At 41.6% G+C, this 17,748-nt stretch carries 17 protein-coding genes and 1 other annotated feature; of the genes, 2 read left to right on the top strand and 15 right to left on the bottom strand.

Annotation, left to right across the window (positions count from 1 at the left end):
• Positions 1–28 precede the first annotated feature (28 nt).
• From B9Y89_RS19605 to B9Y89_RS10310, 5 genes are all read right to left on the bottom strand, one after another.
• Positions 29–205, bottom strand: a complete 177-nt coding sequence (locus B9Y89_RS19605; protein ID WP_369596742.1) for a transposase — start codon at positions 203–205, stop codon at positions 29–31.
• Between the two features lie 180 nt (positions 206–385).
• Complete coding sequence (locus B9Y89_RS19035) at positions 386–550, bottom strand: hypothetical protein (RefSeq protein WP_176222179.1); 165 nt, start codon at positions 548–550, stop codon at positions 386–388.
• Between the two features lie 753 nt (positions 551–1,303).
• Positions 1,304–2,884, bottom strand: coding sequence for a PucR family transcriptional regulator (locus B9Y89_RS10320; protein ID WP_085523156.1), 1,581 nt, complete (start codon positions 2,882–2,884; stop codon positions 1,304–1,306).
• Between the two features lie 234 nt (positions 2,885–3,118).
• Positions 3,119–4,204 (bottom strand): M42 family metallopeptidase, encoded by a 1,086-nt coding sequence (locus tag B9Y89_RS10315; RefSeq protein ID WP_085523155.1) that lies wholly within the window; start codon positions 4,202–4,204, stop codon positions 3,119–3,121.
• A gap of 72 nt (positions 4,205–4,276) precedes the next feature.
• Positions 4,277–4,777, bottom strand: coding sequence for a dUTP diphosphatase (locus B9Y89_RS10310; protein ID WP_085523154.1), 501 nt, complete (start codon positions 4,775–4,777; stop codon positions 4,277–4,279).
• Positions 4,778–5,257: 480 nt separating this feature from the next.
• Here B9Y89_RS10310 and B9Y89_RS10305 point away from each other — a divergent pair, with 480 nt between their 5' ends.
• A complete protein-coding gene (locus B9Y89_RS10305; protein ID WP_085523153.1) occupies positions 5,258–5,611 on the top strand; it encodes a hypothetical protein in 354 nt (117 codons plus the stop codon).
• Here the strand turns inward: B9Y89_RS10305 and B9Y89_RS10300 are convergent.
• From B9Y89_RS10300 to ytxC, 9 genes are all read right to left on the bottom strand, one after another.
• Positions 5,596–5,877 (bottom strand): DUF1294 domain-containing protein, encoded by a 282-nt coding sequence (locus B9Y89_RS10300; protein ID WP_254901235.1) that lies wholly within the window; start codon positions 5,875–5,877, stop codon positions 5,596–5,598. The genes B9Y89_RS10305 and B9Y89_RS10300 overlap by 16 nt on opposite strands.
• A gap of 61 nt (positions 5,878–5,938) precedes the next feature.
• Entirely contained in the window at positions 5,939–6,295 is a 357-nt protein-coding gene (rplT, locus tag B9Y89_RS10295) for a 50S ribosomal protein L20 (protein ID WP_085523151.1), read from the bottom strand.
• A gap of 35 nt (positions 6,296–6,330) precedes the next feature.
• Complete coding sequence (gene rpmI, locus B9Y89_RS10290) at positions 6,331–6,525, bottom strand: 50S ribosomal protein L35 (protein ID WP_085523150.1); 195 nt, start codon at positions 6,523–6,525, stop codon at positions 6,331–6,333.
• A 31-nt stretch (positions 6,526–6,556) separates the two neighbouring features.
• Positions 6,557–7,063 (bottom strand): translation initiation factor IF-3, encoded by a 507-nt coding sequence (gene infC / locus B9Y89_RS10285; RefSeq protein WP_176222178.1) that lies wholly within the window; start codon positions 7,061–7,063, stop codon positions 6,557–6,559.
• Positions 7,064–7,158: 95 nt separating this feature from the next.
• Positions 7,159–7,282: a sequence feature (ribosomal protein L20 leader region), on the bottom strand.
• Between the two features lie 98 nt (positions 7,283–7,380).
• Entirely contained in the window at positions 7,381–9,033 is a 1,653-nt protein-coding gene (locus B9Y89_RS10280) for an AMP-binding protein (protein WP_369596728.1), read from the bottom strand.
• Positions 9,034–9,052: 19 nt separating this feature from the next.
• On the bottom strand, positions 9,053–10,597 hold the full coding sequence (locus B9Y89_RS10275) for an acyl-CoA carboxylase subunit beta (RefSeq protein WP_085523148.1): 1,545 nt from the start codon (positions 10,595–10,597) through the stop codon (positions 9,053–9,055).
• Positions 10,598–10,715: 118 nt separating this feature from the next.
• Positions 10,716–11,699 carry a phosphotriesterase family protein gene (locus B9Y89_RS10270; RefSeq protein WP_085523147.1) on the bottom strand — a complete coding sequence of 328 codons (984 nt, stop codon included), beginning with the start codon at positions 11,697–11,699 and terminating at the stop codon, positions 10,716–10,718.
• A 155-nt stretch (positions 11,700–11,854) separates the two neighbouring features.
• Positions 11,855–13,789 carry a threonine--tRNA ligase gene (gene thrS / locus B9Y89_RS10265; RefSeq protein WP_085523146.1) on the bottom strand — a complete coding sequence of 645 codons (1,935 nt, stop codon included), beginning with the start codon at positions 13,787–13,789 and terminating at the stop codon, positions 11,855–11,857.
• 455 nt (positions 13,790–14,244) lie between these two features.
• Positions 14,245–15,066, bottom strand: a complete 822-nt coding sequence (gene ytxC / locus B9Y89_RS10260; RefSeq protein ID WP_254901296.1) for a sporulation protein YtxC — start codon at positions 15,064–15,066, stop codon at positions 14,245–14,247.
• Between the two features lie 176 nt (positions 15,067–15,242).
• Between ytxC and B9Y89_RS10255 the strand changes: the two genes are divergently transcribed.
• Complete coding sequence (locus tag B9Y89_RS10255) at positions 15,243–16,583, top strand: sodium-dependent transporter (protein WP_085523144.1); 1,341 nt, start codon at positions 15,243–15,245, stop codon at positions 16,581–16,583.
• 53 nt (positions 16,584–16,636) lie between these two features.
• Here B9Y89_RS10255 and B9Y89_RS10250 read toward each other — a convergent pair whose 3' ends face one another.
• Entirely contained in the window at positions 16,637–17,590 is a 954-nt protein-coding gene (locus tag B9Y89_RS10250) for a DUF2325 domain-containing protein (protein WP_085523143.1), read from the bottom strand.
• Positions 17,591–17,748: the final 158 nt, after the last annotated feature.

Raw genomic sequence — 17,748 nt, 5'->3', positions numbered from 1 at the left:
TTTTCATTTTTACATATTGTATGAATTATCAATTAATTAACCGAAATTTAGCCGAAAGCCATGTTTGTCTAGAACAGGAAATGGACCATGCAGCCTCACATAATACTGATTTTATATATGGATTGCCTTTAACGGTGTTTGTTCTTTTCTTTTTCCCAGCACTTTCATTGTTACCAGGAGATCCATCCGTCCCAAGATGCCGCATATTTAGGTGAATGAAACTGGCCCATTTCAACAACAATACTGTAGATGTTATACGTCAAACCCAGGAATGGCTTGAGGTAATTCAGCTTCTTCTTGATAAGGCATCTATGTTTTCTTCGATGGACGTGATTTGTGATACAAGAAACATGATATGTTCCCAACACATCCAGATGAGGTCGATTTAATGCTCAGTGATGGTTCCAAATAAAGCGTCGGAGACATCATCAACTTTGGCATTCATTCTTCCATAAACACGTCTGCCAACTTCTTTTTTATCAACAAAGTCTTGTTCAACCAATCGTTCTAGTAGCCGTCGCCCAGAAACACCGAAAACATCCGAAATCACCGATTTAAGCTTAAGACTTGAGGCTTCTAGTACCTTCTAAATCCGAATCTTATCAGCCGTTAAATGGCCAACCAGTTTCTTTCGATACCGCGCGTCAAATCTCGGAGTTGACGAATATCTTCAGCGGCACAAAACTTTTTTCAATCAAACCGTGTCGATGAAGTTTGGCTATCCATTAAGCATGGGAGCCATCTGTTTTACGACCGGGAACATTTTTGGTCCATTTGGCATTAGCAACGGTGATATCAAAATAATCCTCTAAAATATTGTAAACGGGTTTCCAATAGTCACCTGTACTTTCCATGGCAATATGTGTGACATAGTGACTTTAACCAGTGAAGCATTTGAAAAAAGACCTCTTGTCAAGGTTGAAAAGCTTTTCGTTTCAACCGTCATGGTTTCATCCGAAGGATCCGTCATAACACAAACAACTATTTCCTTCTATGATGGATATCCAAACCAGCGACATTCGACATTTGTATAGTATGCTTCTACGATATATCACCTATAATAGTAAGAGTCCAATGATCGATGTATCGACCTGAACTTAAGACATTTTTCTGTTCGTGATCACCATGTGTCATGGTGTCATTATAGTGGAGTACATAAGGTCGGTATCTGCAGTTTATTTAACGGGGTCCGATCCCACCATAAAAAACCACGCAGTACTGACACGAGCCTTGGCTATCTACATTATGGCTAACGAACATGACGCTCAAACTCATTTTCATACTAGTGGGGTGTCGCAGGGCGCTATGTTTGTTCATATAAAAACCCCTTTGCATACACCCCGAACTCAATCGCCAATCTCTTCTCCGGTTCCATAAAGTCCTCACCAAGCAGCTCTTTTAGTTTTTCAATACGATGGTATAAGGTTTGACGGACAATGAACAGACGCTTGGCCGCTTCTTTTTTGGATCCGTTGACCTCAAGAAAAACTTTTAAGGTGTCAAACATTTGGCTTTTATGCTTATCATCATATTCTAAAACGGGGCTTAAATAATCTGTCACAAATGCCTCTAGACTGCCTTGCTTGTTTAATTGTGAAACCAATTGATAGATATAAAGTTCCTCGTAATAAGGATTATCCAGTTTCCCTATCTTTTCTTGTGCATATAATGTTTCTTGGGCCATATGGTAACTTTCGTGGAGACAGTTCAGATGATCAAGCAATTTTCCAACACCAAAATAAGCGGGTGTAGCCAATTGCTCTTTAATCAACTCAGTCTTTTGGATTTGTTCCAATGCTCGATTCATCCGGCTTTTCCAATCTGCTTTTTTTCTTTTATTTAAGAGGACAAAGGTCATTTGGTTCCATTCATAGGTAGCTAATAGAAAAAAGCCCTGCTGTTCAAAAATTGAGCGAAAAATCATAGTATAATAGGTGAAATCCGGTTCACGTTCTGAAAAATCGACCTTACATAGACAAACCGTACACCCCTTTGGTTTCAATGAGGATTCCAGAGAAGACAAATGCTGCTCGATTTCTTCTTGACGGTGATCACCATTCAGCCACTTTTGTACCCAGCGGTTTTCTTTATATTTTCTCTTTTCTTCTACGTACAACAGGCGTAACTGATCCTGAGCTAAAGCCGTCGCAGTGCGATCAAGCACTAGATAATCGAATTCTGTCCATGCTTCAGATTGTGAGAAAATGATAAGGTCAGCAAATTTATGTCCAAGTGCTTGGATGGGTTGACTGGCAGTCGATTCGGATAAATCATGGGATCGAGAATGAATTTTTGACAACAATGTTTCTCGCTTCGATTTTTCAACAGTAGGGTAAAACAGAACCTGACTATCCACGGGTTCGTAAATCACTTGAACATCAAGATAATCATGAAGGAGGCGTAAAACCCCTTTAAATCCGTCAGTCGAAAGTAAAAGATGGTTTAGTTGGTTAGAGAAAGCCTCTAGATCAGACATCATCTTATCGCGCGTCTTGATCATGAGTCCGTTAAGATCCTGGGTAATGTCTATAAAACGAACCTCTTGGTTAAAAACAATGAGCGGAAACTGATGTTGCTTAGCAAGCTCGATCATGCCTTCGGGAATTGAATTGATATAAGTTCCCAATTCCACACAAAGCGCAGAGACATTCTGATCAATTAACTGCCGCAGAAAAGAAAGGCTCAAATCTTCATTTGCCCAGCCTACCCCTGTCGATAGAATAAGTTCATTGCCATTTAGAAGCTGGCCAATTTCGGTAACTTCCATAATGTGGGTCCATTTGACCGCACGACTCAATCCTTTTCTACCAGCTACAACTTGCGCGTCCCCAAAATGATCGCGTTGCAAAATGTCACTTACCTTGAGTATGAGCGTGGATTTCATCTTAATCCCTCCCCATTGCACATGTTAGATAGACAAGTATATTCCTAGCTTATCTGAATATGATAATACGTTAATTAACACTAAATTAGTAATAAACTGACTTTTATGGTTTCACAACTCACTACCACAGATATTTTTGAGGTGACGATTTGCATCTTATCGTCACCTCAGAATAATGAACTAGATCAAAGAGTATTTATTGTACTTTTGGGATTATAATCCCAAAAGTACATATTAACCAAATGTAATGTCATTAACCTTATCTTCATCCAATTGTTTCACGACTTCCACCATCAAACGAACCGCATTTTCATAGTCATCACGGTGAATGATGGAAGCTGATGTATGGATATAACGTGTAGCGACAGATATGGACAAGGCTGGCACACCATTAGCCGTTAAATGGATTTTTCCAGAATCTGTTCCGCCACCGGCAATTGAATCAAATTGATAAGGAATATCCGCTTGATCGGCAACACCTGTGACAAACTCACGCAAGCCTTTATGAGAAATCATAGACGCATCGTAGACGAGAACTTGGGGGCCTTTTCCAATCTCAGCTTTCGCATCTTTCTTATCAATTCCGGGCGTATCTCCCGGAATTCCGGTATCTACTGCAAAACCGATATCGGGTTGAATCTGATGCGTAGACGTCTGAGCGCCACGTAACCCAACCTCTTCTTGAACAGTACCCACACCATAGACCGTGTTCGGATGGGATTGACCTTGTAAGGCTTTTAACACGTCAATTGCAATCGCGCAACCAATCCGGTTATCCCAAGCTTTTGCCAATAAATACTTTGGATTCTTCATGACGGTGAAATCGCAAACAGGGACTGCGGAATCCCCCGGACGAATACCAAATGATTCAGCATCTTCCTTATTAGCGGCACCGACATCAATAAACATATCTTTCGTTTTGACGGGTTTTTTACGTTCTTCAGCCGGTAAGATGTGAGGTGGCTTAGATCCGATCACGCCGGGAACTTCTCCGTCCCTTGTCATCACTGTGACGCGTTGTGCAAGCATCACTTGCTCCCACCAACCGCCAACCGTTTGGAAACGGAGAAAGCCATCCTCAGTAATTTGTGTAACCATAAAACCGATTTCATCCAAGTGACCAGCAACCATCACTTTTGGTCCATCGGCTTTGCCTTCCTTAACAGCAATTAAACTACCGAGACGGTCATAAGTAATTTCATCCGCGTAAGGTTCTATGTACGATTTCATCACATTTCGTGTTTCCCGTTCGTTGCCCGAAACCCCTTTGGCATCTGTCAAATCCTTCAGCATTTGCAGTTTGTCATCCAATTGCGTCATTCAAGTACCTCCTTTTATATATCACTTCCATTATACAGGAAGCGACAAGTTGTCACAATCTTCCCGTTTTCTCTAATAGCCTTGCTCTTGACGTTGATGATTAATGTTATTTTTCTTATAGTAGGCTTTCTCAATATCTGCAAAACTAAACGTCAAACTGTCTCCTAAAGCTAAATAGGCCGCAAACAGTTGCTGATAGTGAAGAAAATTCACGTCATTTTTTAACTGATCAACCGCCGCATAAACTTGAAGAAAGGCAGCGGTTTGACTCTTAGGAGAAGGCTGTTCTGAAGTTACTAATTCAGCTGGCATATCGAAGCCAAAATCAAGACCTAACGATAGCAGAAAATGAAAACCATCGACGTATTCCATTAAAATGGTTTCATGGTCAGATGGACCTTTCAAACTCCAAAATTTGAAACAACGCGTTTCATTGGCCAATTCCCCGAGTTCAACCAACAAGGCTAGAAACTTATCTTGTGAGAGATCCTGACCGGATAATTGATGTTGATGGACAATGGATTGATCCAGCTCTTTTTGCATTTGAAACAGTTGTTTAAGCGAGGTTTGCATATATATCAGCTCCTTCTGTTATCATTTTTACTACGTTGACTTCTCTTCCCTGTTAAAATGATATGGTAGTACTTAGCGGAGCGGGGAAGTGCTCCTCCTGTTATCATTTTTACTACGTTGACTTCTCTTCCCTGCTAAAATGATATGGTAGTACTTAGCGGAGCGGGGAAGTGCTCCTTCTGTTATCATTTTTACTACGTTGACTTCTCTTCCCTGTTAAAATGATATGGTAGTACTTAGCGAAGCGGGGAAGTGCTCCTTCTGTTATCATTTTTACTACGTTGACTTCTCTTCCCTGCTAAAATGATATGGTAGTACTTAGCGAAGCGGGGAAGTGCTCCTTCTGTTATCATTTTTACTACGTTGACTTCTCTCCCCTGCTAAAATGATATGGTAGTACTTAGTGGAGCGGGGAAGTACTCTTAAATTTTGAATCTTTTCTGCTCTCTATGACGTATACTGTACAGAGGTGTTTTGACCATGACATTCGTCTTAATTGCTTTGTTAATTGCAGCCATAGTTTGTATTATTTACGCTTTTTATTTATACAAACAAAGGCAACGGGTGGCACATCCCCATCATCCCACAGTAACACGAAACGGTAACAATATATCCGTCATCTATCAAAATTTTCAGTTTGATGGACATTTGACCGTCGAAGCGATGGAAGCAGCCTTTCATGTTACCGGAATTGACATAACATTCACAGGGCCAAAACATTTGCTTGACGGTTTAACGAAAAATGATTTATTCATTATCGAACGTGACCTTTATTATCATTTCCCTGAAGCTGATATTGTCTGGAATGAGCCCATGAATCAGCTTTTCGAATAAGTATAAATAACAGCGACGATATACAAACCAAGTAGCAATGGCATGAAATAGCGAAAAGCTGTTTTCTGTGTTTTATGCCGACATTGACGCATCGCCCAGTAAACACCGCAAGCGCCACCCGCAATAGCCAATAGCCACAACCGCTGCTCGGGAATTCGCCACTTCCCACGAATAGCTCGTTTCTTGTCTGATCGAACGGTCAACCATCCGATCAGATTGATGATGATTGCGTAGCTCCATATGATTCCTTCACACGTGATCATCATGACCACCCTTCTACAAATACAAAATCGGACCATTCTAATGAATGATCCGATAACAATGCTGTTACTTCACAGCTGTTTTTGCTTTGTTAGCCAATTCAGTAAACGCTTCTTTATCGTTAACAGCCAAGTCAGCTAGCATTTTACGGTTAACATCGACTCCCGATTGTTTCAAACCATACATCAATCGGCTATAGGAAAGTCCGTTGTTACGTGCAGCAGCATTAATACGAGCGATCCATAGTCTACGGAAATCACGTTTGCGCTGACGACGGTCTCTGTAAGCGTAAGTTAGTGATTTAAAAACTTGTTGTTGTGCTGTCTTAAATAGTTTGTGTTTTGCACCATAATAGCCTTTAGCTAATTTTAATACCTTTTTACGTCTGCGGCGTGTAACATAACCGCCTTTAACTCGTGCCATATTTGGTCCCTCCTGTTATCCGTTCATAAAATGTCTTATTCGTTGATGAGCTTATCGATGCGTTTATGGTCAACCTGGGAAACCGTCGCTGATTGACGAAGATTCCGCTTTTGCTTTTCCGATTTGTTACGGAACAAGTGGCTTGTGTAAGCATGGTTGCGCTTGATTTTGCCGTTGCCTGTTTTCTTAAAACGTTTTTGTGCACCTTTATGAGTTTTCATTTTTGGCATAAAGATATCCTCCTGTCTCTAGGTAGTATAATTATTGCTTCTCTTTCTTAGGTGCCAAAGTTAGGAACATACTACGACCTTCCATTTTTGGCTTGGATTCAATCTCACTTAAATCCGAGCACTCATTAGCCAAGCGTTCCAAGACTTCACGTCCTATTTCAGAGTGAGTAATGGCACGACCGCGGAAACGAATGGAAGCCTTGACTTTATCACCTTTATCCAAGAACTTACGGGCATTCTTTAATTTGGTGTTAAAGTCATGTTCCTCAATATTTGGACTTAAACGTATTTCCTTAATGTTAATGACCTTTTGTTTTTTACGCGCTTCTTTTTCACGCTTTTGCTGCTCAAAACGATATTTACCGTAGTCCATAATCCGGCATACCGGCGGCTTCGCATTCGGCGCAACCATGACTAGATCGAGTTCAACATTTTCAGCCATATCAAGTGCTTCATTTTTAGATTTGATACCGACTTGGTCGCCATTCTGATCGATCAATCGAACTTTGCTTGCCCGAATCGCATCATTGACAATCATGTCATTCTTATTATTGTTCTTGCTAATATTAAGCCACCTCCAAAAAATATTGTGACAGTAAATCTGCCGAGCAAGAAGACCGCGCTTCATCATTTAACATAAAAAAAGCGTGGGCACACATCGCCCACACTTCTATTGATCACTCATACATTCTTGTCAGACCAGTCAACAGCCAATGGCGTCAATCAGGTGAGAAGCTGGGCGCCTCTACTTTTGCTCGCACTATTTAATTTAAATCACTTGTTACAGTATACAAAATGGGAATAGATTATGTCAAGCTTTCATAAAAAAACGGACAAATGGCTTACATCAGCCCTTTATTCTTTTAACAGTCTGCGTAGCACTTTACCTGAGCTCGTGGTAGGTAATTGCTCCCGAAATTCAACAGTACGTGGGTATTTATAAGCTGCCATATTTGCCTTCGCCCAGTTAATAATATCTTCTTTGAGAACCTTTCCTTTGTACCTATCCTTTAAGACGATAAACGCCTTTACACTTTCACCTCTTTTTTCTTCGGTAACCCCGATGACTGCAACCTGTTCAACAGCGTCGCAGTTCATTAACAGGGCTTCAACGTCCTCCGGAAAAATACTGTAACCGGAAGATTTAATCATTTCTTTTACCCTACCGACAAAATTTAAATAGCCTTCATTGCTAATGAAACCGATATCGCCCGTGAATACCCAACCATTCTGGAGTGTTGCTTCTGTCGCATCAGGACGATTCCAATAACCTTTAAAAACACCGGGATTTTTGATGACGATCTCACCTTCTTTACCAGGGGGCAGTTCATTACCACTATCCAAATCGACAATTCGAACATCTGTATCGTAAGTTGGGATGCCACATGTACCGAAATGGATGTTATCAGCTGGCATGAACGTATCACATGTATGGGTTTCGCTTAGTCCGTAAGCTGCTTCATATAACTTGCAGCCGTCTGTAATTTCGCCCCATTGTGTGGCCATCTTTTCAGTGACATTCATGCCAAAGCTTGTCGCCATATTCGTTCTTAGTGATGTTAAATCTCGCTTTTCAACACCAGGCGTATTGAGAATCGCAGCATTCATTGGGGCCACGCTGTACCAAGTTTGGCACTTGTATGTTTCGATTGCATCAATTGAAGCCAGTGGATCAAAACGAGTTAAAAGAACACTCGTCCCTCCGCTATACACCGGGAGATTCACCCCCATCACCATTCCGGCAATGTGAGACAGCGGCGCAGCCGCAAGTGAGCAATCAACTGTATTCAGTTCATTTGCGTGGAATGAAGCGGCCGTTTTAAAAAGGGCGTTTCCATAAGTTAACATTGCTGCTTTCGGTCTGCCTGTCGTTCCCGACGTGAACACCATTAAGGAAACATCTTCCCAAATATCAAACGTTTGCGATTTAACATTATCGTCATATTCTTTAAAAATAGTGAATAAATCGTCAACCTGTTGATAGACTTTCTTTTTCAATTTCAGTTCATCAGGAATTGGTAACACTGGTTGTTCAGGAAGAAAGTCGGCATAATTCGTCGTAACTGCAAATGCTAATGTCGGTGTGTTTTCCTTCACATTCTCAAGTAGCGGATATAGTTCATCACCGGAAACAATTGCTTTAATGCCGATCTCATTAATCATATATTCAAGTTCTGCCTCTTTGTTCATCGGGCTGATTGGAACAACAACTGCACCAATTTTTTGTATGGCGTAGTGAGCAATGATATATTGCGGACTGTTTTGTAAAAACAAGGCTATACGATCACCTTTTATAATTTTTCTTGAAATAAAATAGTTTGCAAGACGGTCAGAATATTGATTAAGGTCCTTCCAGGTGATTTCCTTACCGTAAAAAATGTAAGCTGTTTTTTCAGGGATTGTTTTTGCATGATCGCTTAGGTACTCGTGTAGAGGTTTTTCGCCATTTCGAAATGTCAATTGCTTCGGGATATTTTCCGGCCAATGCTTCATCCAAATGCTTTCCACATTTATCCTCCCCCTATTATTAATACCCCGTCGGCCAACCTGCAAGCCGTCGTTTACTTTTTGATCCATTCTTCATACATGTATAGTCAAGCGTTTGGCAGAGAAATTTTCGTGTGTCACGCGGGTCGATGACATCATCAATCAAATGTTTACCCGCAGCATTGTAAGGTGAGCTGTCAAACGCCCATTGGTCGATCATTTTCATTCTTTGCTCTTGCGGGTTTTCTGCCTCCATTAATTGACGCCCATAGACAACATTCACACCAACTTCAGGTCCAGTAAAATTGATTTCAGCTGTCGGCCAGGCCACAATGAAATCAGCTCCCATACCAGGTCCACACATATTCCCGTAGGCGGCACCAATACTTTTACGAACGATGACTGAAATCTTTGGAACGGTTGACCGCGCCAATGCTTGGTTCCATACCATGATTTTCGTCGGAATCCTTTGCTGCTCCCCTATACTTCCGACTCGAAATCCTGGAATATCGTGCAAGAATAATAAAGGGATGTGATACGAATCGCATAAACAAATGAATTCTGTCGCCTTGTCACACTCCTGAGTGCCTGCTGCTCCAGCATACTTCATCGGTTGATTAGCCATGATGCCAACCACTCTACCATTCAATCTTCCAAGGCCGGTAATTAACGCCTCGCCAAAAGATGGCTTCAACTCAAAAAATTCCCCATCATCAACAATCAGCTTGATTAACTTTTTCATGTTGTATGCCCGGGTTCGTTTTGTCGGAACGATGTTGACCGCCTCTTCAATGGACCGATTAGGATCATCGGCAGTTGCTTGGAATGGCGGTTCTTCATCAGCATTTTGCGGCAAATAACTAAAGAATTGTTTCATAGTTTCGAGGCACTCTTCTTCACTTTCTGCGCAATGGTCGACCTGACCCGTTTCTTCAGCATGGAGTTTCCAACCACCAAGCTCTTGCGAGTCCACTTTTTCACCAGTCGCCATCTCTAGCATTCTTGGACCTGCCACGGCCATTGATGTACCTTTGACCTGTGTAACAAAATCGGACGACACCGCAAACCATGTTGGCCCCCCATAACTATCACCCATGATGCTTGAAATAAGCGGGACCTGACGCTCATGAAGAAGCAAATTCATCGGCATCATTTTATCACTGATGCCGTCGGACCCCATTCCATCCGGCATACGTAGACCGCCGCCTTCTCCAAGATTGAAAATCGGGAACCCTCTTTTCACGGCATATTCATGGACCTTTTTTACCTTTCTCATATGAACGGAGCCCTCAGTGCCTGCAAAAACGGTCTTATCAATTGCCGAAACGACCACAGGCCGGCCGTCAATTTCTCCAATTCCAGCAATGACGCCATCTGCAGCACTTTTGTTTTCAGCACCTAGAAATTCTGAATGATTTAACTTACCCATTTCGAGAAATGAATCACGATCAAGAAGTTTATCGATACGTTCTCTCGCCGTTAAAAATCCGGCATTGCGGTGATTGCGAACCTTTGTTTCGCCACCCATCATTTCCGCCGTTTGTTTTCGCTGTTCTAGGTCTTTGATGAACGATTCCAATTGCATTCCCCCTTCATGAATGACTAGCAGATGATTACGAAGATTATAGTGTTAAACCCCCTCCTTACAATCTTCAAGAGCTCTTCTGTTGCTCTGCCATGCCTCCAACGCCACTACAATGGACTTACACGCCGCCAAAAACACGTTTTGGATTTTCAATAAAGATTGATTCAATTAGCTCATCTGTAATACCCGCTTCTTTCAATACCGGTATGACACTGTCAAAAATATGGGTTGGATGCCATGTGGACGTTAGATTCTGTGCGTCTTCATCCATATCCAATGGTCTCCCACACCAGCAGTTGACCGTATCATGTGACAGCATAATTTGATCCCCATATCCCATGCCAATAAGCCCAATCAAAACGGCTTCACGCATCGAGTCCATCGGGCAACCTGCCAATACCTGTAGACCGAAGCGATCAAATCCGATTGAAACGCCCTTTTCAAGTGTTTGCAAATGATACGACACATCAGTGTTGCCATCCATATGACCGATCAGAATTCGACTTGGGTCTGCGCCGTGTTCAATAAGGAAATCCGCCTGTTCAGGCCCCATCGTTCCTTCTTGTGTATGGGTTAAAATCGTGATACCTGTTTCTTTTTGAACACGCGCAGCTTGGCGGAAAAACATTTGTTCATAATCTGTGATTTTATCTTTGCTTGAACCGAGCTTGATGATTCCTGGCTTGATTCCGGTACCAGCTATCCCATCGTTAATCTCTTTCATATACATTTCATAAATTTCCTCTTCAGCATCTCCTAATGTACTGCGAAATTTAAAATACGGTGGAGCCCCTTCCCCTTCATAATAGTATCCGGTCGCACAAATAATTTGCATACCGGTTTGTTCTGATATCGCTTTCAAAATTTCAGGGCTACGGCCGCATTCGTTAGGGGTCGGATCAACAACCGTTTTAACACCATGTGCTTGTAAACGCTCCGCCACATCAATTCCAATTTGAAGAGCTTCCTTCCTGTCAAACCCTCCAAGTGTTACATCACCTTGAAAGCCAGGGTAGCCAAACACAAAATGTTCGTGCATCATCGTTTTTCCGAGTTCTTCTGTAGAAATGGGACCTGTTACCGTATTGATCGTATTTGTCATCTTAAAAACCTCCTCTAGGTTGCAAATGATACATTTATTCATCCTATGATTGGTCGTCCATTTTAATGTTCTTAATATTGCCACTTTTAAAATGTACAAAAAAACCCAACACCGATCGTCAAAGCGACCATCAGCATCGGGTTTTTTGGATTTATCTATTGCTTATCTTGAATGGCTTGCGTCAGTTGCTGCTTGAAATCGGCAAATGGCACAGTCTCGGAGTTTTGTTCACCGTAACGGCGGACGTTAACAGCATCATTTTCGATTTCTTTGTCACCGACGACGAGCATGAACGGCACTTTTTGGGTCTGAGCTTCTCGGATTTTGTAACCAATCTTTTCGTTACGATGATCGGTTTCGACCCTGACACCTGCTTCCTTCAACGCTTGCGTAACATGATCGGCATAATCATGGTGAACGTCCGCAACAGGAATCACCTTCGCTTGAACAGGAGCGAGCCATGTCGGGAAGGCTCCTTTATATTGTTCTATCAAGAATGCGATAAAGCGTTCCATGGTTGATACAACACCACGGTGAATGACAACTGGGCGGTGCTGTCCACCGTCTTCTCCTACGTAAGTAAGATCAAATCTTTCCGGTAAGTGGAAGTCCATTTGTACGGTGGACAATGTTTCGTCTCGGCCTAGAGCCGTCCGAACTTGAACGTCCAATTTCGGTCCATAAAAAGCCGCTTCTCCTTCCGCTTCAACAAATTCAAGGTTCATCTCTTCCATCGTTTCCCGTAGTAAGCCTTGTGCTTTTTCCCACATGTCATCCTTATCTACATATTTCTCTTTATTTTCAGGGTCACGATAGGATAGCCGGAAGTAATAGTCATCGATACCGAAATCCTTATAGACGTCTTGAACAAGATTCACAACATTAATGAACTCTTGCTTTAACTGGTCAGGTCGGACGAACAAATGGGCGTCATTTAGCGTCATCGCGCGAACCCGTTGGAGACCTGCCAAAGCTCCGGACATTTCATAGCGATATTGGGTACCAAGTTCGGCGATTCGAACCGGAAGATCGCGATAACTGTGCAGTTTATGCTTATACACATGCATATGATGCGGGCAGTTCATCGGTCTGAGAACAAGCTCTTCATTATCGATGGTCATTGTCGGGTACATATCGTCTTGATAGTGATCCCAATGACCGCTTGTTTTATATAAGTCAACATTCGCTAGATTAGCGGTGTAGACGTGCTCATAACCGTGAGCTTCTTCCCGGTCAACGATATAACGTTCGATCGTCCGACGAATCGTCGCCCCTTTTGGTAACCAGACTGGCAAGCCTTGTCCGATCTCAGGTGATACCGTAAACAGATCCAATTCCTTACCTAATTTCCGGTGGTCGCGTTCCTTGCGTTCCTCCAAGAGATGCAAGTGCTCGTCTAACTGCTTTTTCTTCGGAAACGCAGTGCCGTAAACACGCTGTAACATTTGATTATCACTGTCACCCCGCCAATAGGCGCCGGAAACACTCAATAGTTTAAAGGCTTTGATTTTACCTGTTGACGGCAAATGGGGCCCGCGACATAGATCGACGAATTCGCCTTGTCGATAAAGCGTCAACACCTCACCATCAGGAATATCCTCAATTAATTCCAGTTTGAAACCATCACCGATGTCTTTATATAGTTGGATCGCTTCTTCCTTCGTGACGACTTCACGGGTAATCGGCAAATCCTCATCAATGATCGCTTGCATTTCCTTTTCGACTTTTTCTAAGTCCTCGTCTGACAAGGAGACGGACATATCCACATCATAGTAGAAGCCTTCCTCAATGACGGGGCCCACGCCAAACTTCACGTTTTTGTATAAACGTTTTAACGCCTGCGCCATGACATGTGTTGTGGTATGTCTCAGGATATCCATTGCTTCAGGAGTATCGGCTTTTAGAATTTCGACGGTACCGTCTTCATTTAACTCACGCTTTAAATCAACGAGTTCGCCGTTAAATTTTCCAGCCATTGCTTGTTTTTTCAAACCGGAACTGATCGATCCAGCAATATCCTCGATTGTCACCCCTTGTGAAAATTCTTTAACAGTGCCATCGGGGAAAGTCATCTGTACAATATCAGCCATGGGTGTCACTCCTTTAACTATTTTTTCGTAGGCTGCTTTCGTATAGACTGTTGTTATTTTTTGCTCCATGCAAAAGCAATAATCTTTTAGAAAACACCCTTTTGGTAAAGTCTTCATCTCATACCTCATCCCAAAATAAAAACACCCGTCCCAAAAAAAGGGACGAGTACTTTACTCGCGGTTCCACCCTCAGTTTCGCAGGGGGTACACCCTGCGACACCTCAGTCGGTATGCGTTAACGGTTACCAACCGTTGACAGCTACTTTGATTCACCATCACAACTCAGAGGTGGTAAGCTTAACTCGGTCAATGGAAAGGTTACAGCCATGCCTTTCCTCTCTGAAAGTGACCATTCCTGAAAAGCCCGTGTCCTCATCAAAGTTGTTCGTCATCTTCATTAATTATGTTAGCTATTATAGCTAGTTTATGGGTAAAAATCAAGAACCCCCAAAAGATTATTTTATAAGCACCGGACATTTCTCCAATGAGTCGAACACGACCCGTTCTTCAAAAACACTTTGAAGCGTTCGCATGACACCGTCATCTTGGCGTTCGGTGTAAACGTAAATTTTTTTCGGTGCCAGACTAATGAGTGACAATACGATCGATGGTTCAGCCTCAATCCCCCACTGTTTTAATAACGGATATAATGAACGGACGTTTTGTTCATCGTGAATCACATTCAATTGATCATCATAAAGCACAAATGGCTCATTGTCTTCAACATAGATCGTGTGATGAATCGGACGATAGTTTTGAACGATGGCCCTCAATTTCTCAATAAAGGATAAATACTCTTGTTGAAGCTTGTATTCATCAATCGCTAATTCAGTGTAGCGCATTAATCCGTTGCGATAATCAGCTAGGCGGAACATCTTTAATGAATAAAATGAGAAATCCGTTTCGGTTGCTATGACCCCTGCTAAGGCATCCTCTAGCAACTGTTCTCTTGCCGGAAGCACATCAACATAAGGTAATTCCGGACGCTTACCACTCATGATTGATTGGGTGATCTCCAAGATATGACTTTGATCATCCTTATCCGTATAATAAAAAAACTCACTCATTAATTCCAGCAACCATGTCTCTTCATACGTTTCTATGATAAAATCTCTAAAAGCCGTGATTAATAATCTTCTGTCTGCTGGCAGTAACTGTTCATCATCATAAGCGATTTGTAACGTTGTCCCATTTAATCGCAAAAAAAATCCACTGGATAACTGTTGATGAAAATATGTATATAAAGCCGTAGCCTCAGCCTGCGTTGAAAGACTCACAGAAAACAAAAGCGGCCCCTCCTCACATCTCTCTTTGTATTAACTATATGGGGCAACTTTAGAAAAAATGAGTATCGTTTTTAATTCATATACATTGACTTAAAAATTCGTTAAAATCAGGTAACTGTCATTCATCCTATTAGGATAGGAAAAGATCTAAAAAAGGAGTGTCTAACATGAGTCAAAAACAACAATGGTCGTCACGATTAGGATTTGTTCTCGCAGCGGCCGGATCAGCCATTGGTCTAGGTGCCATTTGGAAATTCCCTTATGTCGCCGGCATGAGTGGGGGAGGCGCCTTTTTGGTTTTGTTCATTTTATTTACCCTATTGATTGGATTACCGCTATTATTAGGTGAGTTCATTATTGGACGCAGTACCCAAGAAGAAGCAGTCACAGCTTATCAAACCATTACGCCTTCATCGGGATGGCATTGGATTGGACGTCTGGGCATCTTCACGTGTTTTATCTTATTGTCCTTTTATAGTGTCATTGGTGGCTGGATTCTGCTTTATCTCTTTAATACTTTAACTGGTCAACTAATGGATAATAGCGCAAATTATGCGATGGCATTTCAAAATATCATTGCCCAACCTATTGCAACAGTCGGGGCTCAATTTGTCTTTATTATTTTGACCATTCTTGTCGTTTCGAGAGGCGTCCAAAACGGGATTGAGAAGGCTAATAAATACCTAATGCCGGCCTTATTTATCTTATTCCTTATTCTCATTATTCGCTCACTGACTTTAGAAGGAGCAAGTGAGGGATTAGCTTTCTTCCTCCAACCTGATTTCACTAATATCACCAGTCAGGGGATTCTATATGCTATGGGACAATCTTTCTTTGCCTTAAGTGTCGGAGTGTCTGTCATGGTGACGTATAGCTCATATCTAGGTAAACAAGAAAATCTGCCACAGTCAGCCGGATCAATTGTCGGCCTTAATATCATTATTTCGCTATTAGCGGGATTGGCTATTTTTCCTGCAGTTTTTTCGATTGGTGTCGAGCCCGCAAAAGGACCCGGGTTGTTATTTATCGCCTTGCCTTCAGTCTTCGCTAAGGTTCCATTGGGCACCCTGTTCTTAATTGCCTTCTTGGCATTATTTTTATTTGCAACTCTAACATCAGCATTTTCAATGCTTGAGGTGATCGTCGCCTCACTAACTAAAAAGCAGGATCATAAGCGAACAACATTGACTTGGATAGTCGGCCTTGCCATTTTCATCGTAGGTATTCCATCGACGTTATCGTATGGTGTGTTAAGCGATGTGACAATTTTGGACAAGTCGATCTTTGACGCGGCTGACTTTCTTGTCAGTAATATCTTAATGCCACTTGGCGCGTTGCTTATCGCCATCTTTGTACCGTTAAAGATTAAGCGTGAAACACTATGGCAGGAATTTACCGCAGGGTTAACTTATGGACGCCGATTATTTGCGCTTTGGCTGTTCCTCATACGTTACCTCGCCCCAATCGCGATCATTATTGTCTTTTTGGATGTTCTTAATATTATTTAATAAAGATCCCGTGAGTCCACGGGATCCTTATCACTTAACTCCAATATGATTCATCAAAAAAGAGATTCAATGCGCTTAGCTTGGTCTATGGCAGTTGAAACCACAGTACTAACGCCAATCGTATCAATTGTTGAAAATCGAATATTATATAATTTACAGTATTTCTTAGCTAATGTGCTTCCATTATGGCTTACAGCTGGAATAATAATAAAAACAAGATCTGAACGACGTATTAATGCAGCTATTCGTTTCTCATCTTCGTTTCCATCCATTGCCTGTACTCTTGCACCTAAAGCCGACAAACGGTCTCGATAAGTTGAAAAACGGTTAATAGCACCAATGAGTGTTAGAGTTTTTCCTTTGAGCTTAGGATGTTCCTCTCTTTTAAAGTGATTTGATTTTGACTTGTCTTTGTAACTTCCAGAAGGAAGGGGAGATGAATACTGATCATCTTCTATGTCGTGTTTCCAAACCACCTTACAAATATTAGGGTTATCCACAATATATGCTATGTCTACAATGTCCCCTTCTTTTAAATGGAAATCCTTGATTTCTGATGCCTTAAGATGAACGGTATATGGAAGATCATTAATATGGATGCTTTCTCCAGAAAGTGTTCTATTGCAAACCCATAAATCCCCATCCTTTTCAATAATACAATATTTGATTTCTGCGCGGTTAGGATTATCGCCTTCCCCCTTTTGAATTAATTCAAAATGAAAGTGAGCCCCTTTTTTTGGTAGAGCTTTAACCCGATCTCCATGGGTTAATTCTAAGTTTCGAATAACCTTTTCAGGAACATAAGTATCAAGTTGGGGGATATAGCCTCCTTTTAAATTCCGTTCAAACAAAAACCCATTATTTATTTCATCACTTTTCTTTTTGGATTTGGCATCTCCATCTCCGACAGTTTTTGCTTCAAGCTCTTCATTATGCTTACTATATATTGGAGTTTCTAACGTCAATAAAGCTTCGAGGAAAGCAATGTAATCTTTTAATTGATTCATATTCTCTAAGTAATCATCTACCTCCAATTCACTAACAATGTGTCTTATATCTTGTTTTACTTCATTTAAAATGTCCTTTTTATCTAAGATAAGTCATCCCCCCTCAGGTCTTTTTTCATTTTAAGTCACAATACTAAAATAAAAATATTTTCTAATAA

Source organism: Tuberibacillus sp. Marseille-P3662, assembly GCF_900178005.1.
GTDB lineage: Bacteria > Bacillota > Bacilli > Bacillales > Sporolactobacillaceae > Marseille-P3662.
The sequence above is the reverse complement of the archived record's forward strand: the minus strand, read 5'-3'. Positions and strand labels throughout refer to the sequence as shown.